This is a genomic window from Serratia proteamaculans (assembly GCF_946227095.1).
GTDB classification, from domain to species: Bacteria; Pseudomonadota; Gammaproteobacteria; order Enterobacterales; family Enterobacteriaceae; genus Serratia; species Serratia proteamaculans_E.
In genome coordinates this window covers 281,994-308,008 of the sequence record NZ_CAMISV010000001.1, presented here as the reverse complement: position 1 = coordinate 308,008, position 26,015 = coordinate 281,994, and the positions used below count along the sequence as shown (strand labels likewise).

Genomic DNA, 26,015 nt, shown 5'->3' with positions numbered 1-26,015 from the left:
GTTGCTAGCGGGATCAGTACATCACTTTGTGGCCGTAGCTTTCCAGAATACCTTTGACGCGCTCCATGGTGTCCGCTTTCGGCGGATGGACCCCGTCCAGCTTGTACTCTTCCCCCATCGCTATCCACTTATGCTTGCCCAGTTCGTGGTAAGGCAGCAGTTCGATTTTCTCGATGTTGGTCATGTCCTTGGTGAACTCACCCAGCAGGTGCGTCGACTTGTCATCATCTGACCAACCTGGCACCACCACATAACGGATCCAGGTGCGCTGATTGCGCTTCGCCAAATAACGGGCGAATTCCAGCGTGCGGTGGTTAGAAACGCCGACCAGGTTCTGGTGAATATCGTCGTTCATCTGTTTGAGATCCAGCATCACCAGGTCGGTGGCATCCAGCAGTTCGTCGATCACCGGATCGTAACGTCGTACAAAACCGTTGGTGTCCAGACAGGTGTTAATACCTTCTTCATGACAAGCCCGGAACCAATCGCGGACGAACTCGGCCTGCAGGATGGCTTCGCCGCCGGAAGCCGTAACACCGCCACCGGAGGCATTCATAAAGTGGCGATAAGAGACGGTGTCTTTCATCAGTTCTTCAACGGTGACTTCTTTCCCACCGTGGGTATCCCAGGTATCACGGTTGTGGCAATACAGGCAGCGCATCAGGCAGCCCTGGAAGAAAACGATAAAGCGGATCCCTGGGCCATCTACGGTGCCACAGGATTCGAAGGAGTGGATGCGACCTGTCACTGACATTGCGGGGTTTTCTCCAATATTGACTGTCAAACGCAGTCTAAAAGTAGGCTCATAACCGCCAGCCAGGGATCAGCGATGCAGTAAGCGGGCAGGGCCCGATGACTGGGGTGGAACGATTCCTGTTGGCCGGTTATTACGCCGGATAACTGTTTTGCCGGATATCCATCAAGTATAGCTATCTGGCAAAACAGACTCATGCTGAGTCAGGGGGCTGTATTTATTAAAAAGGCCGGAAAGATCCGGCCCCGGGGTTCAGCTTAACCACCGAGCGGGAAAACCCGCCCGGATGGGGCAATTACATCGACTGAGTGAAAGTACGGGTAATTACGTCTTGCTGTTGTTCTTTGGTCAGCGAGTTGAAGCGAACGGCATAACCGGATACGCGGATGGTCAACTGAGGATATTTCTCAGGATCTTGCATCGCGTCCAGCAGCATTTCACGGTTCATCACGTTGACGTTCAGGTGCTGACCGCCTTCGATAGAAGCTTCGTGGTGGAAGTAACCGTCCATCAGACCCGCCAGGTTGGCTTTACGCACGTCGTCGTCTTTACCCAGTGCGTTTGGCACGATGGAGAAGGTGTAGGAGATCCCATCCTTCGCATAGGCAAACGGCAGTTTGGCTACGGAAGTCAGAGAGGCTACGGCACCTTTCTGGTCACGGCCGTGCATTGGGTTAGCACCTGGACCGAATGGAGCGCCAGCACGGCGACCATCTGGGGTGTTACCGGTTTTCTTGCCGTAAACCACGTTGGAAGTGATGGTCAGTACGGACTGAGTCGCTACAGCATTACGGTAGGTACGCAGTTTCTGAATTTTCTTCATGAAACGTTCTACCAGGTCACAGGCGATGTCATCAACACGAGCATCGTTGTTACCGAACTGCGGATATTCACCTTCGATTTTGAAGTCTACGGCCAGGCCGTCTTCATCACGGATGGTGGATACTTTAGCGTACTTGATAGCAGACAAGGAGTCAGCCGCAACGGACAGACCGGCGATGCCACAAGCCATGGTGCGATAAACGTCACGGTCATGCAGTGCCATCAGTGCAGCTTCATAGCTGTACTTGTCGTGCATATAGTGAATGATGTTCAGCGCGGTCACGTACTGCTTGGCCAGCCAATCCATAAAGTGGTCCATACGTTCCATGACTTTGTCATAGTCCAGCACGGTATCCATCATTGGCGCTTCTTTCGGGCCGACCTGGATTTTCATTTTTTCATCAACGCCGCCGTTGATGGCGTACAACATGGTTTTCGCCAGGTTGGCACGGGCACCGAAGAACTGCATTTGTTTGCCGACGATCATCGGGCTAACGCAACAGGCGATGGCGTAGTCATCGTTGTTGAAGTCAGGGCGCATCAGGTCGTCGTTTTCATACTGTACGGAGGAGGTGTCGATAGACACTTTCGCTGCGTATTTTTTGAAGTTCAACGGCAGTTTTTCAGACCACAGGATGGTCATGTTCGGTTCCGGAGACGGCCCCATGGTGTACAGGGTGTTCAGGAAACGGAAGCTGTTTTTGGTGACCAGAGTACGGCCGTCAACGCCCATACCTGCCAGGGACTCAGTCGCCCAGATTGGGTCGCCGGAGAACAGCTCATCATACTCAGGAGTACGCAGGAAGCGCACCATACGCAGTTTCATCACCAGGTGGTCAATCAGTTCCTGCGCTTGTTCTTCGTTCAGTTTGCCGGCTTCGATGTCGCGTTGGATGAACACGTCAAGGAAGGTAGACACGCGGCCGAAGGACATGGCTGCACCGTTCTGGGATTTCACTGCGGCCAGGTAGCCGAAGTAGGTCCACTGTACGGCTTCTTGCGCGGTGGTAGCCGGGTTAGAGATATCGCAACCGTATTTGGCCGCCATTTCTTTAATCTGGCCCAGAGCGCGATGCTGTTCAGCAATTTCTTCACGCAGCTGGATGGTCATTTCCAGATCTTCGCCGTTTTCCAGCTTGGTCTGCAGTGACTTGAACTGATTCAGTTTGTCTGCCAGCAGGAAATCGATGCCGTACAGGGCTACGCGACGGTAGTCACCGATGATGCGGCCGCGGCCATAAGCATCTGGCAGACCGGTCAGCACACCGGATTTACGGCAGTTCAGAATGTCTTTGGTGTAAACATCGAATACGCCCTGGTTGTGGGTTTTGCGGTATTCGGTGAACACTTTTTTCAGCTGTGGATCCAGTTCGCGGCCATAGACCTTACAAGAACCTTCTACCATTTTGATGCCGCCGAATGGGATCAGCGCACGTTTCAGTGGTGCATCAGTCTGCAAGCCAACGATGGTTTCCAGCTCTTTGGCAATGTAGCCCGCGTCGTGGGAAGTGATGGTAGCTGCAACGTTGGTGTCGAAATCAACTGGCGCATGGGTGCGGTTTTCCAGTTTGATCCCTTCCATAACCTTGTCCCACAGGGTGGAAGTGGCCTGAGTTGCGCCGGCCAGGAAGGATTCATCACCCTCGTAAGGAGTGTAGTTTTTCTGGATGAAGTCACGAACGTTGACCTCGTTCTGCCAGTCACCTTTACTGAAACCTTCCCAAGCTTTGGCTAACTTCTCGTTAAGTTCGGTCATTATACACCTACCTTTAATTGTGGAGTTCTAACTCGGCGCGCGGTAACTAACAGCTTAGTGCTGTTGTTCACCACCACGCAGATAAATTACCCAGTAAGTCAACCCAACCAATAAGCCGCCGCCAATGATGTTGCCAATGGTGACTGGGATCAGGTTGTCGATGATAAAGTTGCTTACGGTCAGATGAGCAAATTGCTCAGGTGTTGCCCCTACGGCTTGCCAGAATTCTGGCGTGGCGAAGTTTTTAACCACGATACCCATAGGGATCATAAACATGTTGGCGATGCTGTGCTCGAAACCGCTGGCGACAAACATGCCGACCGGCAGGATCATGGCGAACATTTTGTCCATCAGGCTGCGGCCCGAGTAGCTCATCCACACCGCCAGGCAGACCATCAGGTTAGCCAGAATGCCGAGGCAGACGGCCTCAACAAAGGTGTGATGCAGCTTGTGGTCAGCGGTTTGCAGGACGTTCAGGCCCCATTGGCCGTTGGCCACCATGTGCTCGCCAGAGAACCAGATGAGTGCCACAAAGAACAGTGCGCCAATCAGGTTACCAATATAGACATTCAGCCAGTTGGCACCCAGTTGGCACCAACTGATACGGCCGCTGGCCTTGGCGATGACAATCAGTACGGTAGAAGTGAACAGGTCGGCGCCTGAAACGACGACCAGCATTAACCCCAGGGAGAAACAGATGCCGCCGACCAATTTTGCCAGGCCGAAAGGCACACCGGCAGTGCCGGTAGTCGCCGTGATATAAAACACGAATGCGATTGAAATAAAGACACCGGCAGTGATCGCCAAATAAAATGTTTTCAGCGGGTGCTTGGTGGCTTTGTACACACCTGCATCCTCAGCGATTTTCGCTGTTGCTGCAGGTAATATCAGATCGAAGGGGTTGTCAGCTTTCACACTAACTCTCGCTTTTAAGGGTTAAAACAACGCAATGAGATACTAGCAAAGCAGTATAGGGTAAAAATTGATTTGGATCATAAGGCGAGAAACTAAAGCGGCCAAAAACCAGATAAATCGCAAGGTTTATTGCATTAACCTATTGAATTTAATGGTAAAACTATTTTTTAATGTTTGCAAATAATTTTGAATAAACTATCCGGGGAGCCCCGGAAAGGTTAAATTTTCATGCATTTTGTCACTTTTCGACGGTCAGCGTTTAATTATCGGTTAATTATTATTTTACCGACCAGTAACAATTGCTGTTTTATTTGTCTTGTTTGCTGATAAGTGCGTAATCAAGCGAAAAAAATAAACAGAAAAACCGCTTATTTAACCGTCAAAATAAGATGTTGATAATGCGGATAGAGGCGACAGGGAACAATTTGAGTATTGCGCCGGCAGCGGACCGCCGGCGCAAAGGGACTGAGATTATGCCTGTGTCCAATAACGGCGTTTGGCGTTCTGCAGTTTTTCGTAGGCCGCTAACAGCGCCTGATGAGCCGGCAAGGCTTTCAGATCGTTATCGACTGCGAACAGGCCGTTAAAGCGCTCTTCGCCGCTGATGGCCGCAGAGGCAGCATCTACCGCTTCCTGACCGTACATCTTCACGAAGGCCGTGTAGTACTGTGCCGGATCGCGGTCAGGTTCTTGTGCCAGCAACAGCAGCGTTTGCAGGCAACGGTAGTAGTTGCTGCGTGCCGGGCTCAACACTGAAGCGTTGAAGTCTTGCGTCCATTCGGCCCAGATCAGCGCCTGGTCCATATCGCCACCGGCTAATGCCAGCATCGATTTCAGCTCGCCCACGCGCAGGGTATTCCAGGCGTTGTCTTTACCGGAGGCAATACCCAGCAGCTCGCGCACGCGGGTGAAATCGTCCAGGCCTTCGTCGTCAAAGCGTTCAATCAGCGCCAGATATTCTTGCGGCTCCCACTCACTGCCCGGCAGCGTCAGCAGAAGGTCACGCAGGTGCGCACCCATGCTGTTGTTGGCCAACAGCAGGTCTTCCGCAGGGTAAATATCGGACATGCCCGGCACGATGATACGGCAGGCGTAAACATCCAGGTGCTCATAGTCGGCGATGTACACTTCCGCGCCTTCCTGATCGAAAATGCTCATCAGGGTGGCGAACTCTTCCTGCGTGCTGCCGCTGAAGCTCCAGTCGACAAACGGGTAATCCGCATCCTGCTTGAACATGTCCCAGGAGATCAAACCGCTGGAATCGATAAAGTGGGTTTCCAGGTTGGTGTGCTCTGCCACTTCTTCGTCGTCGAAGGTCGGTGCGGTGAACACATCCAGATCTTTCAGGCTGCGGCCCTGCAGCAGTTCAGTCACGGTACGCTCAAGTGCCACGCCAAAATCAGGGTGGGCGCCGAACGAGGCGAAACAGGTGCCGTTAGCCGGGTTGAACAGCACAACGCAGATCACCGGGTAGTTGCCGCCCAGTGAGGCATCGTAAGACAGGATCGGGAAACCTTCTTCTTCCAGCTTGGCGATAGCTTCCACCACGCCCGGATAGCGGTTCAACACCTCGGCCGGGATCTCCGGCAAACTGATGGATTCAGCGATGATGCGGTTTTTCACATAGCGCTCGAATACTTCAGACAGGCCTTGTACACGAGCTTCGTTGGCGGTGTTACCGGCAGACATGCCATTGGACACATAAAGGTTACCGATGATGTTCATCGGGATGTAAACCGTCTGCTGGTCTGACTGACGGGAGAATGGCAGGGCGCAAATGCCACGATCGCCATTACCGGACTGCAGATCGATCAGATCGCTGGCGTTAACTTCCCGATCCGGATTATAGAATGCATGCAGACGATCATCGAGAATGCCAGCTGGCAGCGAATCATCGGCTGGGATCGGGAACCATTTCTCGTTCGGGTAATGCACGAAATCGCCTTCGGCAATCTGTTTGCCCAGATAGAAGTCGGCAAAGAAATAGTTGGTAGAGAGACGTTCGAAGTATTCGCCCAAAGCTGAGGCCAGCGCAGCTTTTTTGCTGGCGCCTTTACCGTTGGTGAAGCACAGCGGGCAATCGCGATCGCGGATGTGAACCGACCATACGTGTGGCACCGGGTTCAGCCAGGAGGCCTCTTCGATATTAAAACCCAGATCGCTTAATTTCAGTTGGAAACGGGCGATAGAGTCTTCCAGCGCGGCGTCTTTGCCAGGGATAAAAGTTTGCGTCATTGTCTTCACTTTTTGAGCGTACTAAAAACGCGCAATGATACGGGGTTTTACGCTCAAGCTCCACGTATTCCTAAAGCGGTGGCAAAGTCACAGTTTTTTTGGGGATAAGGGCCATAATTCAGCGAGTTATCTATCATGGAGAAACCCAATGAAATCAGTGAAACTCAGCGCTGTGGCGCTCCTGTTGGCGGGTGCAAGCGGTTCTGCTCTGGCCTTGCCCACCATTACGCTGTTGGCGACCGGTGGCACCATTGCCGGTGGGGGCGAGTCGGCGACAAAATCCAACTACACGGCGGGCAAACTGGGCATTGATGCTCTGGTGAATGCCGTGCCGGAGTTGAGAAACGTCGCCAATGTGCAGGGCGAACAGGTAGTGAACATAGGTTCGCAGGATATGAATGATGAGGTTTGGCTGAAACTGGCGAATAAAATCAATGCCGACTGCGCTAAAACCGATGGTTTTGTCATCACCCATGGCACCGACACGCTGGAAGAAACCGCGTACTTTCTTGATCTGACGGTTAAATGCGACAAGCCGGTAGTGATTGTCGGGGCGATGCGCCCGGCCACCGCGATGAGCGCCGACGGTCCGTTTAATTTGTATAACGCCGTGGTGACGGCAGCAGATCCGCAATCGGCTAAACGCGGTGTGCTGGTGGCGATGAACGACATCGTGCTGGATGGGCGCGACGTGACTAAAACCAATACCACTTCCGTACAGACTTTCCAGTCGCCCAACTTCGGCCCGCTCGGCTATATCCATAACGGCAAGGTTGATTACCAGCGCTCGCCGCAACGCAAACACACCACCGATACCCCATTTGATGTCTCCAGCCTGACAGCGTTGCCCAAGGTCGGCATTATCTATAACTATGCCAACGCCTCTGATGCCCCGGCCAAAGCGCTGATTGCCGAAGGTTATCAAGGCATCGTCAGCGCCGGAGTCGGTAACGGCAATCTGTATAAAACGGTATTTGACACCCTGGCGACGGCCGCCCATAACGGCGTCGCCGTGGTGCGTTCCTCCAGAGTGCCCAGCGGCGCGACCACCGAAGATGCCGAAGTGGATGATACCAAATTCGGCTTTGTCGCCGCCGGTACACTGAACCCACAAAAAGCGCGGATCCTGCTGCAACTGGCGCTGACTCAGACTAAAGACGCCAAACAAATTCAGCAGATGTTTAATCAATACTGAGTGTCTTTCCTTCATTCGGGGGCCTGCGTGCCCCCTAGCCATGTCGGCTGAATACAGCATAAAAAACCGCGTTAACCCACTGAATTGGCCGTTGTCACAGCGTTTTATTGCAAAAAATACCGGTGATTTGGCAGAGCCTGTTAGCGCAGGGTTTGGGTGTTTCCCAGCATCGGGCGAATAACCATTGCAGGAGGGGGGCGCGAGTGATAAAACCGAAGGATTAATTCGGGCGTATTTCGGTAGGCCAGTATCATTGGCGAATAGTGAATGTGGTGAGGGGAAATGACTCAGGTTTATAATTTTAGCTCTGGTCCGGCCATGCTGCCGGTTGAAGTTTTGCGTCGTGCGGAACAGGAACTGTGCAACTGGCACGGTCTTGGCACCTCGGTGATGGAAATCAGCCATCGCAGTAAAGAGTTTATCGAAGTCGCTCAGCAGTCCGAACAGGACCTGCGCGATCTGCTGAAAATCCCCTCCAACTATAAAGTGCTGTTCTGCCACGGTGGTGCCCGCGCACAGTTTGCCGCGTTGCCGCTGAACCTGTTGGGTGACAAAACCACCGCAGACTATATCGACGGCGGTTACTGGGCGCACAGCGCCATCACCGAAGCGAAAAAATACTGCACGCCAAACACCATCGACGTGAAAACTAACGTCGACGGCCTGCTCGGCATCAAACCGATGAAAGAGTGGCTGTTGAGCGATGACGCGGCCTACGTGCATTACTGTCCGAACGAAACCATCGACGGCGTGGCTATCGATGAGGTGCCTGACTTCGGCGATAAAGTGGTAATCGGCGATTACTCCTCCACCATTCTGTCCGGTCCGCTGGACGTTAGCCGTTTTGGCGTGATTTACGCCGGGGCGCAGAAAAACATTGGCCCGGCCGGCCTGACGCTAGTGATTGTACGTGAAGATCTGCTGGGTAAGGCGCGCCGCGAAGTGCCGTCGATCCTCGATTACACCGTGTTGGCTGAGAACGACTCCATGTTCAACACGCCGCCGACCTTTGCCTGGTACCTGTCCGGCCTGGTGTTCAAATGGCTGAAAGAGCAGGGCGGCCTGGTGGAAATGCATAAACGCAACCAGGCCAAGGCCGAGTTGCTGTACGCGACCATCGATAATTCGGATTTCTACCGCAGCCGGGTGGCGCTTGCCAACCGTTCCTGGATGAACGTGCCGTTCCAATTGGCGGATCCTGCGCTGGATAACGTGTTCCTCAGCGAAGCAGAAGCCATTGGCCTGCAAGCACTGAAAGGCCACCGAGTGGTTGGCGGCATGCGCGCTTCTATTTACAATGCAATGCCGCTGGCCGGTGTGAAGACATTGACCGACTTTATGACTGACTTCGAACGTCGTCACGGTTAAGCCAGGTTGCCTGCCTTGAGCGGGCCGCCTTCGCTGTTGTCCTTTTGAGTTAAAGCGGCTCCGGCATTATCCCCGGGGCCGTTTCGTTTATCAGATTTTGGAGATTTTAGTTCACATGGTGGATTCCCTGACGTTACAACCGGTTGCCTTGGTCAATGGCACCGTCAACTTACCCGGCTCCAAGAGCGTGTCCAACCGTGCTCTGCTGCTGGCTGCGCTGGCGGAGGGAACGACGACGCTGACCAACCTGCTGGACAGCGACGACGTGCGCCATATGTTGAATGCGCTGCAGGCGCTGGGCGTGAGCTATCAACTGTCAGACGATCGCACTACCTGTAAAGTTGAAGGTGTTGCCGGCCCGCTGGTGGCCAGCCAGCCGCTTGAACTGTTCCTCGGTAACGCAGGTACCGCAATGCGTCCCTTGGCGGCAGCGCTGTGCCTGGGCAGCAATGATGTGGTGCTGACCGGTGAGCCACGCATGAAAGAGCGCCCAATTGGTCATCTGGTGGATGCTCTGCGTCAGGGCGGCGCACAGATTGATTACCTGGAGCAGACCGATTATCCGCCATTGCGCCTGCGTGGGGGTTTCCGCGGCGGTGATGTGACCGTCGACGGCAGCGTTTCCAGTCAATTCCTGACCGCATTGCTGATGACGGCACCTTTGGCCGAACAGGACACCAATATCCATATCAAGGGTGAGCTGGTTTCCAAGCCGTACATTGATATTACTCTGCACCTGATGCGCACCTTCGGCGTCGAGGTCAGCCACGACAACTATCGCGTGTTCCACATTAGTGGCTGTCAAACCTACCGTTCGCCAGGCGACTACCTGGTGGAGGGCGATGCTTCTTCGGCTTCTTACTTCCTGGCGGCCGCGGCAATTAAAGGTGGCACCGTGCGTGTCACCGGCATCGGTAAGAAAAGCGTTCAGGGCGACACCAAATTTGCCGATGTGCTGGAAAAAATGGGTGCACGCATTACCTGGGGTGATGACTATATTGAATGCAGCCGCGGTGAATTGCGTGGCATCGACATGGATATGAACCACATTCCTGATGCGGCGATGACCATTGCGACTGCGGCCTTGTTTGCCGAAGGCCCAACGACCATTCGTAATATCTATAACTGGCGGGTGAAAGAAACCGACCGCCTGGCTGCTATGGCGACAGAGTTGCGTAAAGTGGGCGCAGAAGTGGATGAAGGGGAAGACTATATTCACGTCGTACCGCCGGCCAAGCTGAAATTTGCCGATATCGGTACCTACAATGACCACCGTATGGCGATGTGTTTCTCGCTGGTGGCGCTGTCGGATACTCCCGTGACCATTCTCGATCCGAAATGTACCGCGAAAACCTTCCCGGACTACTTCGAACAACTGGCGCGTATCAGTCAATTGGCGTGATCCGCAGTCAGATACTTTCTTTTAAGGCCCTTAATTGGGCCTTTGTTGTTTTTAACGCCTGTAGCCCGAGGCTGTCCGCTATACTTTTGCGCGGTCATCGGCTTATTTTCAACAACCAGACAGTTCCAGGGTAACAGTTCGCCGTTTGGCAGCGTATAATGCGCCACCGTGACTGCCCCGATTGGGCGGGCGGCAGGGATGTTTTTAATTATGCTTTCGCATTGTGCTGGCGGCAGGTTATGTCCCTGTGAGGTTTTCTACCTGAAGGAGAGAGAAATGACGGCTACAGCCCCGGTGATAACCGTTGATGGACCAAGTGGCGCAGGCAAAGGCACGCTGTGTAAAGCGTTGGCCGAATCACTTGGTTGGCGCTTACTGGATTCCGGCGCGATTTATCGCGTGCTGGCTTTGGCGGCGCTGCATCATCAGGTCGATATCACGTCTGAGGAGGCGCTGGTTCCACTGGCCGCACATCTCGATGTTCGCTTTATTGCCCTGGATGGCAAACTGCAGGTTATTTTGGAAGGTGAGGATGTCAGCAATGAAATCCGCACTGAAACTGTCGGAAACACCGCTTCGCAGGCAGCCGCTTTTCCGCGCGTGCGTGAAGCCCTGTTACGCCGCCAGCGGGCATTCCGTGAGGCCCCTGGGCTGATTGCCGATGGCCGCGATATGGGCACGGTGGTGTTTCCCGATGCGCCGGTCAAGATTTTCCTGGACGCCAGTTCGGAGGAGCGTGCACACCGCCGCATGCTACAGTTGCAGGAAAAGGGCTTTAATGTTAACTTTGAACGTCTTTTAGCCGAGATAAAGGAACGGGATGACCGTGACCGTAATCGGCCTATCGCGCCCCTGGTGCCGGCTTCCGACGCCCTCGTGCTGGATTCAACCAGCATGTCGATCGACGAAGTCATCCAGCGTGCGCTGACTTATGCACATGAAGTTTTAGCGTTGCCGCAGCAGTAAGCGCGGCGGCGTTATTGGCTTTTTGTCATATTTGTCATGGTAGTATCGAACTATATCGGGTAAAATTTTACCCCTGTAACCTAAACCCTGTCGGCATGGAGCCAATGGCGGGGTATGTGAAACAACCCCATTCGGCGGGATGCTAAATGGACGTTAAACTATAGAACCCTGAAGATTAAACATGACTGAATCTTTCGCTCAACTCTTTGAAGAATCCCTGAAAACAATCGAAACCCGTCCGGGTTCCATCGTTCGTGGCGTTGTAGTTGCTATCGACAAAGACGTAGTACTGGTTGACGCCGGTCTGAAATCTGAGTCTGCCATCCCGGCTGAGCAATTCAAAAACGCACAGGGCGAGCTGGAAATCCAGGTAGGCGACGAAGTTGATGTTGCGCTGGACGCTGTTGAAGATGGCTTCGGTGAAACTCTGCTGTCCCGTGAGAAAGCTAAGCGTCACGAAGCTTGGATCACGCTGGAAAAAGCTTACGAAGAAGCTGAAACTGTCGTCGGTGTTATCAACGGCAAAGTTAAGGGTGGCTTCACTGTAGAGCTGAATGGTATTCGTGCGTTCCTGCCAGGTTCCCTGGTTGACGTGCGTCCAGTACGTGACACTCTGCACCTGGAAGGCAAAGAGCTTGAGTTTAAAGTCATCAAGCTGGACCAGAAACGCAACAACGTTGTAGTTTCTCGCCGTGCGGTTATCGAATCAGAGAACAGCGCAGAACGTGATCAACTGCTGGAAAACCTGCAGGAAGGCATGGAAGTTAAAGGTATCGTTAAGAACCTCACTGACTACGGTGCATTCGTTGATCTGGGCGGCGTAGACGGCCTGCTGCACATCACTGATATGGCTTGGAAACGCGTTAAGCATCCGAGCGAAATCGTCAACGTTGGCGACGAAATCACTGTTAAAGTGCTGAAGTTCGACCGCGAGCGTACTCGTGTTTCCCTGGGCCTGAAGCAACTGGGCGAAGATCCATGGGTTGCTATCGCGAAACGTTACCCAGAAGGCACCAAGCTGACTGGTCGTGTAACCAACCTGACTGATTACGGCTGCTTCGTAGAAATCGAAGAAGGCGTTGAAGGTCTGGTACACGTTTCTGAAATGGATTGGACCAACAAAAACATCCATCCGTCCAAAGTTGTTAACGTGGGCGATGTAGTGGAAGTTATGGTTCTGGACATCGATGAAGAACGTCGTCGTATCTCCCTGGGTCTGAAGCAGTGCAAAAACAACCCATGGCAGCAGTTTGCAGAAACCCACAACAAGGGCGACCGCGTTGAAGGTAAAATCAAGTCTATCACTGACTTCGGTATCTTCATCGGCCTGGACGGCGGCATCGACGGCCTGGTTCACCTGTCTGACATCTCCTGGAACGTTGCAGGCGAAGAAGCAGTTCGTGAATACAAGAAAGGCGACGAAATCGCAGCGGTTGTTCTGCAAGTTGACGCAGAGCGCGAGCGTATCTCCCTGGGCGTGAAGCAACTGGCTGAAGACCCGTTCAATAACTACCTGTCTATGAACAAGAAAGGTACTATTGTTACTGGTAAAGTCACTGCAGTTGACGCCAAAGGTGCTACAGTTGAATTAGCAGGCGGCGTAGAAGGTTACCTGCGTGCTTCTGAAGCCTCTCGCGACCGCATTGAAGATGCAACTCTGGTTCTGAATGTGGGTGACGACGTTGAAGCTAAATTCACCGGCGTTGACCGTAAGAACCGCGTAGTAAGCCTGTCCGTACGTGCTAAGGACGAAGCTGACGAGAAAGATGCAATTGCTACTGTTAATAGCGGCAGCAAGCAGGAAGAAAGCAACTTCTCTAACGCAATGGCTGAAGCTTTCAAAGCGGCTAAAGGCGAGTAATGACGGGGGGCGGTTTTTTAACCGCCCCGATACGGTAGTTTAGCTGCAAAGCTTGGAGGAACTATGACCAAGTCTGAACTTATTGAAAGACTTGCTGGCCAGCAATCTCATGTACCGGCGAAAGCCGTTGAGGATGCAGTGAAAGAGATGCTAGAACATATGGCTGCAACGCTAGCCGATGGGGAACGCATCGAGATCCGCGGATTCGGCAGTTTTTCTCTTCACTACCGTGCTCCGCGTGTGGGTCGTAACCCGAAAACTGGTGACAAAGTTGAGTTGGACGGCAAGTACGTTCCTCACTTCAAGCCAGGCAAAGAGTTGCGTGACCGCGCCAATATCTATGGCTAGTCACTGACTGCCCATAGAGTTGTTGCTTGTAAAGAAATATAAAACGGTGCCCTCGGGGCGCCGTTTTTTTTTGCCTGTTCCTTTTGTCTGGCCGTCTTGGTGTTTCTTGCGAGCTAAGCCGCAGCATGCGATTAGCCGTGGTAACGGTCGCTGTTATTGTGCGGCGACGATCGCGTACCGTCAGATTGTTGATGGTGAGTATTGGCCGATGCGTAAACAATCCCGTGATGTTGGCAGCCCGGATAGCTGCCCGATACCGGGAGACCACTTATCAAAACTTCGCTGGATTTGGCAGTAAGCGCAATTATCTGCGGGATTTTACCGCTGCTTTTCATGCCGTACTTACCCGATGCGCACATCACTCTGTGGGTCATCTTGCCCATCTGTCTCTGCCTGTGGCGTAGGGGCAACGTAGGCCGGTTTATGGCGTGGGGGGCATTGGGTTTTCTGTGGGCGGTATTTACCGCCGGAACCCTGGTTAATCAAATCAATCGCTTAAGTCAGGGCCCAGTGGTGAATGCGGTGGTTCAGGTGAGCAGTATTGCGTTGGCTTCCGCACCACGAAAGCAGACGGTTATGCGTATTGAACAGATCAATGGCCGCTGGCTGGTACCCTCGATCGCGTTCTCCACCCTCTGGCAACCCAAAGAACAGACCCTGTGTGCCGGACAACGCTGGCGATTGCACCTGCGCTTGCGGCCGGTGCATGGCAGCTTAAATGAAGGGGGCTTTGACAGTCAGCGTTGGGCGATGTCACGGCGCCAACCGCTGACGGCGCAGGTTAAGAGCGCGGTAATCCTGGACCAAAGTTGCGGTTGGCGACAGCGCGTTATCGGCCATGCCGAGAGCAATATGGGAGTTCTCCGCTATAAAGCCGTGTTGCTTGCGCTGGCATTTGGGGAGCGGGCAGCGCTGGAACCGGCGTTGCGCACCTTGATGTTGAAAACCGGCATTGCTCACCTGATGGCCATTTCGGGGCTGCACGTGGCGATGGTGGCTATTTTGATTTGGTCTTTGTTACTGGCTATGCAGTTTTTTCTGCCTGCCAGCCTGATTGGTTACCGTTTACCACTGATCATCAGTTGGCTTGGCGCGTTAGGCTATGTCTGGTTGGCTGGTGCACATCCGCCAGCGGTAAGAACCGGTCTGGCGCTGACACTGTGGATGTTGTTACGTATACGCGGTATCCATTGCTCTTCCTGGCAAATTTGGTTGTGGTGTATCGGGCTAATCCTGGTTTGTGATCCGCTGGCAGTGTTATCTGACAGCTTTTGGCTATCGGCCACGGCAGTGCTTTGCCTGATTTTTTGGTTCGAATGGGTGCCGTTGCATCCCCGTTTTCGCTCGGGATGGTACTGGGCGCCGCTACGTTGGCTACATATTCAGTTTGGCATCACATTGCTATTGGTCCCTATGCAGGCCGGTTTGTTTCTTGGCCTGACGCTAACCTCCATACCGGCCAATCTTTGGGCTGTCCCTTTAGTTTCGCTGGTCACGGTACCTTTGATCCTGCTGGCGGTGGTCGTTGGTATTTTCCCGACGTTGAGTGCGGGACTGTGGGGATTGGCGGATCTTACCCTGGCAGGGGTGTTTACCCCATTACACTACCTGCAAAACGGTTGGGTCGATCTTGGCGCAGCCTCTCTGGCTGTCAGTATTACCGGCTGGCTGCTGGTGATTTTTTGGCGTTTTCACTGGTGGTGGCGTTATGCATCGGTGCTGGCAACTTTGGCGGTGTGTGGCTTGCTGTGGCGTGAAAGAGTGCCTCCATACTCTTGGCGCGTAGACATGCTTGACGTTGGGCAGGGCCTGGCGATGGTGGTTGAAAAGAACGGTCGGGCAATATTGTATGATACAGGCCCCCGTTGGGGGACAGGCAGCGCCGCTGGTCGGAATATTTTGCCGTTTCTTCGCTGGCGAGGATTGCCTGTGGAGCACATCATTCTCAGTCACGACCATCTGGATCATATCGGTGGTCTTGAAGAGATGCAGCGTGCATTTCCGCAAGCGACGGTAAGGAGCCCACGTCTTGATGCAGGCCATTTGCCCTGTGTGGCAGGGGAGCGCTGGCAATGGCAATCGCTCCAATTTCAAGTGTTGTGGCCGCCAAAGGCAGTAAAAATAGCGGGAAATGACGATTCATGCGTCATTCGTATTGATGATGGTAAATATAGCCTGTTGCTAACCGGCGATGCAGAAAAGCGGACTGAGGCACAGTTGGTCCGACATCAACGCCATTTATTGAGCGCTACGGTGTTACAGGTGCCGCACCATGGCAGTAAAACCTCGTCCACGCCGCCATTTTTGCGTGCGGTAGCGCCAAAGGCGGCAATAGCTTCGGCATCGCGTTACAATAAATGGCGTTTACCTGCGGGTAAAGTTGTCGCCAGATACCTGGCAAATGACATCATATGGCGCGATACTTCGCGCTCCGGTCAGTTATCCGTACTTTTTTTCGACAACGATTGGCAAATTAAAGGCTTTCGTGAACAATTAATGCCCCGTTGGTACCATCAGCGGTTTGGCGTAGAGGGTGATAATGAGTAAAATAGGCCGCTATTTCTTCCGATGCTGGTATTTGCATGATGAATGATAAAGATCTCTCCACCTGGCAGACTTTCCGTCGCCTCTGGCCGATGATCACACCTTTTAAGACCGGACTGATCGTGGCCGCCATTGCGTTGGTACTTAACGCGGCCAGCGACGCCTTTATGTTGTCTTTGCTTAAACCTTTATTGGATGACGGTTTTGGGAAAACGGAAAGCAGCATCCTGCTGTGGATGCCATTGGCGGTAATTGGCCTGATGGTGGTGCGCGGGGCGACCGGCTTTGTTTCCAGTTACTGTATCTCCTGGGTATCCGGCATGGTGGTGATGCATATGCGCCGTCGGCTGTTTGGCCATATGATGAGAATGCCGGTATCGTTCTTCGATCAGCAGTCTACCGGGACCTTGCTGTCGCGGATCACCTATGATTCCGAACAGGTCGCTTCATCGTCTTCCAGTGCGCTGGTGACCGTGGTGCGTGAAGGGGCGTCGATAATCGCGCTGTTCACCATGATGTTCTACTACAGCTGGCAGCTGTCGGTGATCCTGATCGTACTGGCCCCTATTGTCTCTATTGCTATCCGCATCGTTTCCAAACGCTTCCGTAATATCAGTAAAAACATGCAGAACACCATGGGGCAGGTGACGACCAGCGCAGAGCAGATGCTTAAAGGCCATAAGGAAGTCCTTATTTTTGGCGGCCAGCAGGTTGAAACCGATCGCTTCAATTCGGTCAGCAATCGCATGCGCCAACAGGGCATGAAACTGGTTTCCGCTTCCTCTATCTCTGATCCTATCATTCAGTTGATCGCGTCGCTGGCACTGGCCTTCGTGCTGTATGCCGCCAGCTTCCCTAGCGTAATGGCTACCCTGACTGCCGGTACCATCACCGTGGTGTTCTCTTCGATGATCGCCTTGATGCGCCCGCTGAAGTCACTGACCAACGTCAACGCCCAGTTCCAGCGCGGGATGGCGGCGTGCCAGACCTTATTCTCGATTTTGGATATGGAACAGGAAAAAGATACCGGCACCCGTGAAGTTGCACGTGCGAAGGGCGATATCGAATTCCGTAATGTCACTTTCTACTACCCAGGGAAAGAAACGCCTGCGCTGCGCGATATCAATCTGAGCATTTCAGAAGGTAAGACGGTGGCTCTGGTAGGGCGTTCTGGTTCGGGCAAATCGACGATCGCCAATCTGCTGACCCGTTTTTATGACGTCCAGAAAGGCGAGATCCTGATGGATGGTCATGATCTGCGCGAGTACACACTGGCGTCGCTACGTGATCAGGTAGCGCTGGTTTCGCAAAACGTGCATTTGTTCAATGACACTATTGCCAACAATATCGCTTACGCGCGTGAAGAACGCTATAGCCGCGAAGAGATAGAGAAGGCAGCTCGCATGGCCTATGCCACGGACTTCATTGAAAAAATGGAGAACGGTCTGGACACGGTGATCGGTGAGAACGGCGTAATGCTGTCCGGCGGTCAACGCCAGCGTATCGCTATAGCCCGCGCCTTGCTGCGTGACTGCCCGATACTGATCCTCGATGAAGCCACTTCGGCACTGGACACTGAATCGGAGCGTGCTATTCAGGCTGCGCTGGATGAGTTACAGAAAAACCGGACTTCACTGGTGATTGCGCACCGTCTGTCGACCATTGAGAAGGCTGATGAAATCCTGGTGGTTGAGGATGGCCGTATCGTTGAGCGTGGCGAACATGCTGAATTGATCGAAAAGCAGGGTACATATGCCCAGCTTCATCGTATGCAGTTTGGTCAATAATGATTGAGCGCATCTGGTCAGGCAGCTCGCTGGTTTATTTGCTGCTGTTACCGCTGTCTTGGCTGTATGGTCTGGTCAGCGGCCTGATTCGGCTCAGTTACCGTTGCGGGCTGCGTAAAAGCTGGCGCGCGCCGGTGCCGGTGGTGGTGGTGGGGAATCTCACTGCCGGTGGCAATGGTAAAACTCCGATGGTGATCTGGCTGGTGGAACAGTTGCAGCAGCGCGGATACCGGGTGGGTGTGGTTTCTCGCGGTTATGGTGGCAAAGCAGAGGCTTATCCGCTGTTACTTAACGCAAGTACGACTACCCAGCAGGCGGGTGATGAGCCGGTACTGATTTATCAGCGAACCGCTGCGCCAGTGGCCATCTCACCCAAGCGCTGTGAAGCGGTTCAGGCGTTGCTTAAGCAGCAGCCCCTTGACGTGGTGATCACCGATGACGGTCTGCAGCATTATGCTTTGCAGCGTGATTTTGAACTGGTGGTGATCGACGGCGTACGCCGCTTTGGTAATGGATGGTGGTTGCCGGCCGGCCCGATGCGCGAACGTGCTTCGCGGCTAAATAGCGTTGACGCCCTGATTGCCAACGGCGGTGTGGCTCAGCCGGGTGAGATCGCCATGCGGTTGCAGGCACGCGACGCGGTTAATGTTGCCAGCGGTGAGCGTCGGCCGGCAGTTGAACTGCCACATGTGGTAGCAATGGCCGGCATTGGTCATCCCCCACGCTTTTTCGCCACCTTGGAAAAGCTGGGTGTGGAGGTTGAAAAAGAAGTAGCATTTGCCGATCATCAGGAATACCAGCACGACCCCTTGGCGGCACTGGTATCTTCAGGGCAAACGTTGCTGATGACTGAGAAAGATGCGGTCAAATGCCGCGCTTTTGCCCAGCCCAATTGGTGGTATTTACCGGTTGATGCGGTACTTCCCACCGAACAGGCTGAGCAATTGCTGCACAGTATTGAAGCTCTGTTGAAAAAATAATTCAGACTGCCAGCGCGTGCAGCCCCAGTGCTTGCGCGCAGGCATCTATCGAACGCTGTTGCGTCTGCTGATATAACGCCAATTCATCTACCACCTCCGCTCCCAAAGCTTGTTCAAATGCCGCCCGGCTTGAGGTTGCGTTGTACTGCGTGTGGCCACTGTCGCCCAAATTCGATTGGAAAATGCCCGCGGCACTGACCGGCAGAAAATCCTCATAGACCAGCGGCTGGAAACGGATATATTCCTGAGCGATCAGCTGTTCCAACGTGCTGTGGTGATCCAGCGTTTCCTTGGCCGCCAGCCCACATTCGGTCGGGAAGTAGCGGAACCAGGCTAACTGTTGTTCGCGCAGGGTGGCATAGTCATCTGGAAACGCCTGAAAATTTTCTACCAGCAACTGGTTGTAGCGCTCAGCATTTTTTTCGCTCGGCGGGGCCTGCAAAGCATCATTGGTCGCCTGCAGCAAGCGATCGTACAGTGTACGGCCTTTGGTTGTCAGTGCCACTCCGCGCTGTTCAATTTCGCCGAAGCGTGCAGTGTGATGCCCGGCTACGGCGCTACCATCATGTTCAACAAAATCAACGTTCTCTTCCAGCGCTTTAAAACTGGTTTGGCGCAGCAGGATCGGGCGGCGACGTGGCGGCGGGCCTTCAATCACGGCTTTGGGGGTGATACCCCGGCCGGGCATGGCTTGCTGGACCCGATCGATATCAAGAGTGCGGGGTGTCAAATGGTTAATGTGCGGGCCTTTAAAGGCGACGACATCGGCGATCAAGCGGTGCTGGTCGTGCAACTGTTGATATTCGGCGGCGCTGACCGTTGCCCGACTGTGCCAACGGAAGGTTTCCAGCGCCTGTTCGACAAATTCATTTGCCTGGCTGTCATCCAGCCCACCCTGAGCTTCCTGCAATACGATCAGTTCCAGTGCTCGTTCGGTAAAGATACGGCGACGAGCCAACAGGCGTTGTGCCAGTTCGCGTAACTCTGGGTTTTCAATCAGCTCAAGCCGTAATAATGAGGTGAATACCCGAAATGGACTGATCTGCAGCGCATCTTCATGCACAGCCCGAAACGCAGTGGAGTGTACCGGAACACCTGCTACGGCCAGATCGTAGTAGCCGACCGGAGACATGCCCATCACATTAAACAGCCGCCGCAGGGTGGCCAATTCCTCTGAGGTGCCCACCCGAATCGCCCCATGACGTTCCATGGCCAGACGTTCGATTTCGCCGGTAATTTGTAATTGATGAGCCAGTGCGGCATCTTCGCGCAGAACCTGTCGGTTGGTTTCCGCCACCAACTCCAGTAAATCGCCATACAGAGGCACCTCTTTTTGGTACATTTCTGACATGGCGTGGGAGAATCTGGCGCGGATTTCATTCGGTGAGACGAACTGCTGGGCGGTCATGCGCATAGCTCCTTTATTCAGTATAATCTGAAAAATATCGTTCTTGGCGGCAAAAGTGCTGGCTGAGAGACCATTAGCCTTGTTTTCACCTCAAGTTTAGCTATGTCGATTAGGTTTTGTTATAGCTCGGGCAAGCATATTAGATTTTTATGCGTTAGCTCTCATTTGAACAGGAAATAACGGAAAATACGGCCGTCCGGAAGGCAATGACGCCAAGCGATTCTCGTAAAAAAAGATAAATAAATCCATTAACAATCATAGGTATAAAAACAAATGTGGCCTTATGATAAAAATAAGGCAATAAACCTCTTGTGCAAAAGATAGATTTATGAGTAAATGCAAGTCGGCCTGTGATACAGACCTATTTATGTTCGAGTTTAGAGTTAAGCAGTTCCTCCAAAAACGTTATCATCTGATTCCGCTTCAAAGACGAACCTTCTAAGTATCTCCCATAAGTAATGTTTCTAAGAACGGCCAAAATTGCCTTATGGCAGGTTTTGTATATATATTTAAAAGGTAAATGAGTAATGTCTAAGAAGACGGGTCAAGTGAAGTGGTTCAATGAAAGCAAAGGTTTTGGTTTTATTGAACAGAACGACGGTGGTAAAGATGTATTCGTACACTTCTCCGCAATCGCGACCGACGGTTTCAAAACTTTGGCTGAAGGCCAGCGTGTTGAGTACACCGTAGAAGACAGCCAGCGCGGGCCGGCTGCAGCTAACGTTGTTGCTCTGTAAATAAACAGGGAATAACGTAAAGAGATATTAATACAACCATGATGACGCATTTACGCTGATTCATTGCGGAAGATATTAATTTCAACAAGCCCGCCAGAGTGCGGGCTTTTTATTTTTTGCTCACGAGAGGTTTCTTACGAAAAACTTTAGGATGGGCTGGTAGCGTCCAACAATAATAAAAATGACGTTGTTAAGGATGCTCAAGTAAAAGGATATAAGTTATGTTTAAAAATACTGTGTTACAAATGGGCCGTGTGAAATGGTTTGATCAGGCTGCAGGCTATGGTTTTATTTCACCGGTAGATGGTAGCGACGAAATCTATGTAAGCCGTCGTTCTATCGCCAATACTAAAAATAAATCGTTAAACGAAGGTCAGAACGTTGAGTTCTCGATCTATCGCAGCTCCCACGGGCTGTCAGCGGCAGACGTTATCGCGTTCTGACCCACCCCTTCCTCGCCAGTGCCGGTGCCGCCACCCCAAGCACTGGCGAAGATAAATCCCCCGATATCCACTATTATCAAGCGATTGCTCAATCACTTCGGATGTCAGGATGAACACCCCAGTTATTTCTCTTACTGCCGCCCGTGCGCTTCACCTCGCCGCACAGGGGCTACTATCCCCGATGAAACGCAAAGCCAAACCCGATGATGTAGTTGCCGTTATTGGGCGTATGGGTTTACTGCAAATCGATACTATCAGTGTGGTCGCACGCAGCCCCTATCTGGTGCTGTTCAGCCGTTTGGGTGACTACCAGCCGGAATGGTTGGAACAGGCATTGGCGGGGCGTCGGTTGTTCGAATACTGGGCGCACGAGGCCTGTTTTTTACCCATCGAAGATTTTGGCCTGCTGCGTTACCGAATGCTGCAGCCACAAGGTATGGGCTGGAAGTACTCCGAAGCGTGGATGCAGGAACATCAGGTGGCAATAGACGCCCTGTTGCAACACATTGAAACCGGTGGGCCGGTACGCTCGGCGGATTTCAGCGCCGAGAAGAAGGGCAACAGCGGCTGGTGGGATTGGAAACCGGAAAAGCGCCATCTCGAAATCCTGTTCACCGCCGGCAAACTGATGGTAGCCGAACGGCGCAATTTCCATCGAGTTTACGACCTGACGGAAAGATTATTACCCCACTGGGATGATAACCGGCATGCGTTACCTGTCGAAGATGCACGACAGGAAATGCTCCGCCGCAGCTGCCGTTACCTTGGGATCTTCAGAGCCGAATGGTTGGCGGATTACTACCGTCTGAAGCGGGTTGCGCCGAAGGCGCTACTGACATCGTTACAACAGCAGGGCGAAGTGCTGCCCGTGCTGATCGAGGGTTTGGACGGGGAGTTTTACGTGCACCATTCGCTGTCGGCAGAGCTAAAGCTGGCAGAGCAAGGGGCGTTAAAATCCACCGTGACTACGTTGCTTTCTCCGTTCGATCCGGTGGTTTGGGATCGCCGCCGTGCGCTGGAACTGTTCAATTTTGATTACCGGCTGGAGTGTTACACGCCGAAAGAGAAACGGCAGTATGGCTACTTTACATTGCCGGTGTTGCAGCGCGGCGAACTGATTGGCCGTATTGATGCAAAAATGCATCGCCGACAGGGCATTTTCGAAATTATCAGCTTTCATCCACAGGCGAAGGTTCGCTTCGGTAAACAACGCGTGCAGGATATTCGGCAAGCAATAACCCGCAGTGCAAAATGGCATGGTGCCAAACAGGTTACTTTGGGTGATATTCCGGCAGCGTTGGCCACCGAATGGGGGGCAGGCTGGGAAGTGGAATAACGAACGGCGTTGTCGGCTTGGGTAAAACGAATGTTCAGCGCCGCTCGTTACAATGGGGGCCTTAGTTGCTGAAGTTGGCAAACAGGGCGATGATTTTGTGAAGACGTTTGATCATATTAACTGTCTTTTTGTGACTTGCATCACAAAATTCTACGCCTGAGCCGGGGGCAATTCAATCCCCTCGGCAGATTAAAATGCAGCGACAAAACAGCCGGTGATTAACCTGGCGCATAGCGTTATGCTATCCTCACGCACTTTCCTTACGTTAAATCTCCACCCTGGAGGAAGCATGGATCACCGTTTACTCGAAATCGTTGCCTGCCCGGTCTGCAACGGTAAGCTTTATTTCAATAAAGAAAACCAGGAATTGGTCTGCAAAGTGGATGGCCTGGCCTATCCGCTGCGTGACGGCATTCCCGTCCTGTTGGAAAATGAAGCGCGAGCGCTGTCATTGGATGAGAAACACGCATGAGTTTTATCGCTATTATTCCAGCCCGTTACGCATCAACCCGTTTACCGGGTAAACCCTTGGCCGATATCCACGGTAAGCCGATGGTGGTGCACGTAATGGAGCGTGCGCGCGAGTCGGGGGCCAGCCGCGTTATCGTCGCGACCGATCATCCGGCGGTGGCCGAAGCGGTCAAAGCGGCAGGCGGTGAAGTCTGCATGACCCGGGCCGATCACAATTCCGGCACCGAGCGTTTGGCCGAGGTGATCGAGCACTATGGTTTCGCTGATGACGAAATCATCGTGAATGTCCAGGGTGACGAGCCATTGATCCCACCGGTAATTGTGCGCCAGGTGGCTGAAAATCTGGCGGGAAGTCAGGCCGGTATGGCCACCCTGGCGGTGCCGATCGAAAGCGCAGAAGAAGCCTTTAACCCCAATGCGGTCAAAGTAGTGATGGATGCGCAGGGTTATGCGCTCTATTTCTCGCGCGCCACCATTCCGTGGGATCGCGAACGTTTTGCCCAATCCAAAGAAAACATCGGCAACAGCCTGTTGCGCCACATCGGCATTTACGCCTATCGCGCCGGTTTTGTGCGTCGTTACGTTACCTGGGCACCAAGCCAACTGGAGCAAATTGAGCTGCTGGAACAATTGCGGGTGCTGTGGTACGGCGAAAAAATCCACGTGGCAGTGGCCAAGGCGATGCCGACGGTGGGTGTTGACACGCCGGAAGACTTGCAGCGCGTGCGCGACAGTATCCAAGGTTGAGCATTGAACGCCGGCGTGTTACGCAACGCGCCGGCGATATGATTTCCCTTCTTATATCCCCGTTTTGTTGATCTGCGTTGAAGAATTTTTCTGCTCCCCGTTCGATGATGTCATCGTCTCTTCCTTTCCTCTTGAGGCCATTTTCTTATGGAGCAGTTACGCGCCGAACTGAGTATTGTGCTGGGTGAGTCCATCAGCCGGCTGGAACGCGTCAGCGAACAACCTTATGCGCACATGTATTCACTGTATGACCAACAGGGCCATGCGATTCCGCTGATGGCAAAAAGCTTTGTCTGCCAGGGCATTGCCCAGCAGGAGGCTTACAAGCTGTCGATGCTGTCGCGTGAAGGAGATATTCGCCTGCCGACGGTATATGGCGTGGTCTATACCCACCAGGCACCTTATAAAGAAATCTTGTTGATCGAGCGTTTACGGGGCGTGTCGGTGGAAGCGCCGACGCGTACGCCGAACCGCTGGAATACCCTGATGGAGCAGATTGTCGATGGCGTATTGGCCTGGCACCGCATTGACAGTCACGGCTGTGTTGGCACGGTAGACAGCACCCAAGAGAACGACTGGTTCTGTTGGTATCAACAGCGGGTCGAAGTGCTGTGGTCAACGCTGAGTAATCTCAACTTGCCGCAACTGACGATGGCGGATCGCCGTTTGTTGTACCGCACGCGCGAAGCCCTGACCCATTTTTTTGTCGGTTTCGACGATCCCTGCGTGCTGGTTCACGGCAATTTGTCATTGCGTAGCATGCTGAAAGATCCGAAAAGCGATCAACTGCTGGCGATGCTCAACCCGGGAATGATGCTGTGGGCGCCGCGTGAATATGAGTTGTTCAGGTTGTGTGAGGCGGGAATGTCGAGCCAGTTGCTGTTCTATTATTTGCAACGGGCACCGGTAGCGGAATCTTTCCTGATGCGCCGTTGGTTGTATGTGGTGTGGGAAGCGGTAGGGCGGTTGATTCATACCGGCAAACTGGAGCGGCAGCCGTTTGACTATGCGTCCAAACAACTGCTGCCCTGGCTTGCCGGTTAACCCGGTTAGTCGACAGAAACCTCATCGGCCCCTTTCAGCCATTGCCACAGGCTGCCCAGCGTTTCATACCAGGCGCGTTCGCTGTGGCCAAGGAACATGGCAGACGGCACCACGCGATCCCAGATATTCAACCGCGAACTGATGGCCAACTGATTGGCCGGTGCCGGGATCGGGTGCAGCCCCTTGGCTTCAAAGAAGCGCATGGCCCGCGGCAAATGGTTGGCTGAAGTCACCAGAATAAACGGCTGCTGGCCGACCAGCTTCGACACCTGCAATGCCTCCTGCTCGGTATCCATCGGGCGATCCAACAGGACAATGTCACTACCTGGTACTCCCAGACTTTCCGCCACCCGCGCCGCCGTTGCCGCGTTACTTAGCGTTTTCGGGCCTCCGGCACCGGTGAACACCATTTTCGCCCCGGGGTGAGCGAGATATAAGCGCACGCCTTCCGTGACTCGTGGCAGACTATTGCCGATCAAGTTGGAACTTGGCGCCCAATCCGGATTAAAGGTGTAGCCGCCACCCAGCACCACGATATAATTCACCGGGTCATTGCCACGATAGGTGACATACTCAGATTCGATGGGACGCAGCAACCTGTCGGCCACTGGTTGCAGGCTGAAAAGCAGTAAAAACAGCCAGCTCAGCGTGAAAATGACCTTGCCGCTTTTTTGCCAACGGGTGAACCACAGCAGTAACAGCGCCAGTCCCATCAACAGCAACATCGCAGGTAACGGCATTAAAATAGCGCCAATGAACTTTTTCAGGTTAAACAGCATCAAAAATCAGGTCCTTTTGGGCGAAAAAACGACATCCGGGCACAATCAGGCCGCAAGAAGATTCATTCTAAGCCAGTCTGTGCCAAAATAGCAGGTTTGAATGGGCTGGCACTTTGC

The 26,015-nt window shown here is 53.2% G+C and carries 22 protein-coding genes; 15 read left to right on the top strand and 7 right to left on the bottom strand.

Annotated elements, in window-relative coordinates:
• Nucleotides 1-13: 13 nt before the first annotated feature.
• The 4 genes from pflA to ycaO form a co-directional block, all read right to left on the bottom strand.
• Nucleotides 14-754: a pyruvate formate lyase 1-activating protein gene (gene pflA / locus OC597_RS01625; RefSeq protein WP_112350315.1), complete on the bottom strand. Its 741-nt coding sequence runs from the start codon at nt 752-754 to the stop codon at nt 14-16.
• A 295-nt stretch (nt 755-1,049) separates the two neighbouring features.
• A complete protein-coding gene (pflB, locus tag OC597_RS01620; protein ID WP_261253265.1) occupies nt 1,050-3,332 on the bottom strand; it encodes a formate C-acetyltransferase in 2,283 nt (760 codons plus the stop codon).
• Nucleotides 3,333-3,386: 54 nt separating this feature from the next.
• On the bottom strand, nt 3,387-4,247 hold the full coding sequence (gene focA, locus OC597_RS01615) for a formate transporter FocA (RefSeq protein WP_012006133.1): 861 nt from the start codon (nt 4,245-4,247) through the stop codon (nt 3,387-3,389).
• Between the two features lie 471 nt (nt 4,248-4,718).
• On the bottom strand, nt 4,719-6,482 hold the full coding sequence (gene ycaO, locus OC597_RS01610) for a 30S ribosomal protein S12 methylthiotransferase accessory factor YcaO (RefSeq protein ID WP_262207122.1): 1,764 nt from the start codon (nt 6,480-6,482) through the stop codon (nt 4,719-4,721).
• 148 nt (nt 6,483-6,630) lie between these two features.
• On the opposite strand from ycaO, the gene ansB reads away from it, so the two are divergent.
• From ansB to ihfB, 6 genes are all read left to right on the top strand, one after another.
• On the top strand, nt 6,631-7,677 hold the full coding sequence (gene ansB, locus OC597_RS01605; protein ID WP_262207120.1) for an L-asparaginase 2: 1,047 nt from the start codon (nt 6,631-6,633) through the stop codon (nt 7,675-7,677).
• A gap of 282 nt (nt 7,678-7,959) precedes the next feature.
• Complete coding sequence (gene serC, locus OC597_RS01600) at nt 7,960-9,045, top strand: 3-phosphoserine/phosphohydroxythreonine transaminase (protein WP_261253292.1); 1,086 nt, start codon at nt 7,960-7,962, stop codon at nt 9,043-9,045.
• A gap of 115 nt (nt 9,046-9,160) precedes the next feature.
• The gene (aroA, locus tag OC597_RS01595; RefSeq protein WP_262207118.1) at nt 9,161-10,447 is read left to right on the top strand and encodes a 3-phosphoshikimate 1-carboxyvinyltransferase; all 1,287 of its coding nucleotides are present in this window, start codon (nt 9,161-9,163) and stop codon (nt 10,445-10,447) included.
• Between the two features lie 276 nt (nt 10,448-10,723).
• Complete coding sequence (gene cmk / locus OC597_RS01590; RefSeq protein WP_085116071.1) at nt 10,724-11,413, top strand: (d)CMP kinase; 690 nt, start codon at nt 10,724-10,726, stop codon at nt 11,411-11,413.
• Nucleotides 11,414-11,594: 181 nt separating this feature from the next.
• Nucleotides 11,595-13,274: a 30S ribosomal protein S1 gene (gene rpsA / locus OC597_RS01585; RefSeq protein WP_099061742.1), complete on the top strand. Its 1,680-nt coding sequence runs from the start codon at nt 11,595-11,597 to the stop codon at nt 13,272-13,274.
• 63 nt (nt 13,275-13,337) lie between these two features.
• The gene (ihfB, locus tag OC597_RS01580; protein ID WP_004942652.1) at nt 13,338-13,622 is read left to right on the top strand and encodes an integration host factor subunit beta; all 285 of its coding nucleotides are present in this window, start codon (nt 13,338-13,340) and stop codon (nt 13,620-13,622) included.
• Nucleotides 13,623-13,753: 131 nt separating this feature from the next.
• Here the strand turns inward: ihfB and OC597_RS01575 are convergent, their stop codons facing one another.
• On the bottom strand, nt 13,754-14,005 hold the full coding sequence (locus OC597_RS01575) for a hypothetical protein (RefSeq protein ID WP_261253824.1): 252 nt from the start codon (nt 14,003-14,005) through the stop codon (nt 13,754-13,756).
• Between OC597_RS01575 and OC597_RS01570 the strand changes: the two genes are divergently transcribed.
• The 3 genes from OC597_RS01570 to lpxK are packed head-to-tail and all read left to right on the top strand — an operon-like array spanning nt 13,956 to nt 18,933.
• Complete coding sequence (locus tag OC597_RS01570) at nt 13,956-16,169, top strand: ComEC family protein (RefSeq protein WP_262207115.1); 2,214 nt, start codon at nt 13,956-13,958, stop codon at nt 16,167-16,169. The genes OC597_RS01575 and OC597_RS01570 overlap by 50 nt on opposite strands.
• 35 nt (nt 16,170-16,204) lie before the next feature.
• Nucleotides 16,205-17,953 carry a lipid A ABC transporter ATP-binding protein/permease MsbA gene (gene msbA / locus OC597_RS01565; protein WP_262207113.1) on the top strand — a complete coding sequence of 583 codons (1,749 nt, stop codon included), beginning with the start codon at nt 16,205-16,207 and terminating at the stop codon, nt 17,951-17,953.
• Nucleotides 17,953-18,933, top strand: coding sequence for a tetraacyldisaccharide 4'-kinase (gene lpxK, locus OC597_RS01560; RefSeq protein ID WP_262207112.1), 981 nt, complete (start codon nt 17,953-17,955; stop codon nt 18,931-18,933). Before msbA ends, lpxK begins: the two co-directional genes overlap by 1 nt.
• A 1-nt stretch (nt 18,934) precedes the next feature.
• On the opposite strand, the gene hglS is transcribed toward lpxK, so the two are convergent.
• Nucleotides 18,935-20,341, bottom strand: coding sequence for a 2-oxoadipate dioxygenase/decarboxylase HglS (hglS, locus tag OC597_RS01555; protein ID WP_261253364.1), 1,407 nt, complete (start codon nt 20,339-20,341; stop codon nt 18,935-18,937).
• Between the two features lie 527 nt (nt 20,342-20,868).
• Here hglS and cspE point away from each other — a divergent pair.
• The 6 genes from cspE to OC597_RS01525 all read left to right on the top strand — a co-directional run bounded on the left by cspE (nt 20,869) and on the right by OC597_RS01525 (nt 25,119).
• Complete coding sequence (cspE, locus tag OC597_RS01550) at nt 20,869-21,078, top strand: transcription antiterminator/RNA stability regulator CspE (protein ID WP_085116076.1); 210 nt, start codon at nt 20,869-20,871, stop codon at nt 21,076-21,078.
• A gap of 221 nt (nt 21,079-21,299) precedes the next feature.
• Complete coding sequence (locus OC597_RS01545; RefSeq protein ID WP_006320799.1) at nt 21,300-21,521, top strand: cold-shock protein; 222 nt, start codon at nt 21,300-21,302, stop codon at nt 21,519-21,521.
• Between the two features lie 109 nt (nt 21,522-21,630).
• The gene (locus OC597_RS01540) at nt 21,631-22,857 is read left to right on the top strand and encodes a winged helix-turn-helix domain-containing protein (RefSeq protein WP_262207111.1); all 1,227 of its coding nucleotides are present in this window, start codon (nt 21,631-21,633) and stop codon (nt 22,855-22,857) included.
• A 289-nt stretch (nt 22,858-23,146) separates the two neighbouring features.
• Nucleotides 23,147-23,329: a Trm112 family protein gene (locus OC597_RS01535; protein WP_006320791.1), complete on the top strand. Its 183-nt coding sequence runs from the start codon at nt 23,147-23,149 to the stop codon at nt 23,327-23,329.
• Complete coding sequence (gene kdsB / locus OC597_RS01530; protein ID WP_261253377.1) at nt 23,326-24,075, top strand: 3-deoxy-manno-octulosonate cytidylyltransferase; 750 nt, start codon at nt 23,326-23,328, stop codon at nt 24,073-24,075. The genes OC597_RS01535 and kdsB overlap by 4 nt, the downstream gene beginning before the upstream one ends.
• Nucleotides 24,076-24,222: 147 nt before the next feature.
• Complete coding sequence (locus OC597_RS01525; RefSeq protein ID WP_261253379.1) at nt 24,223-25,119, top strand: YcbJ family phosphotransferase; 897 nt, start codon at nt 24,223-24,225, stop codon at nt 25,117-25,119.
• 5 nt (nt 25,120-25,124) lie between these two features.
• Here the strand turns inward: OC597_RS01525 and elyC are convergent, their stop codons facing one another.
• Entirely contained in the window at nt 25,125-25,898 is a 774-nt protein-coding gene (elyC, locus tag OC597_RS01520) for an envelope biogenesis factor ElyC (protein ID WP_085116080.1), read from the bottom strand.
• Between the last annotated feature and the right edge of the window lie 117 nt (nt 25,899-26,015).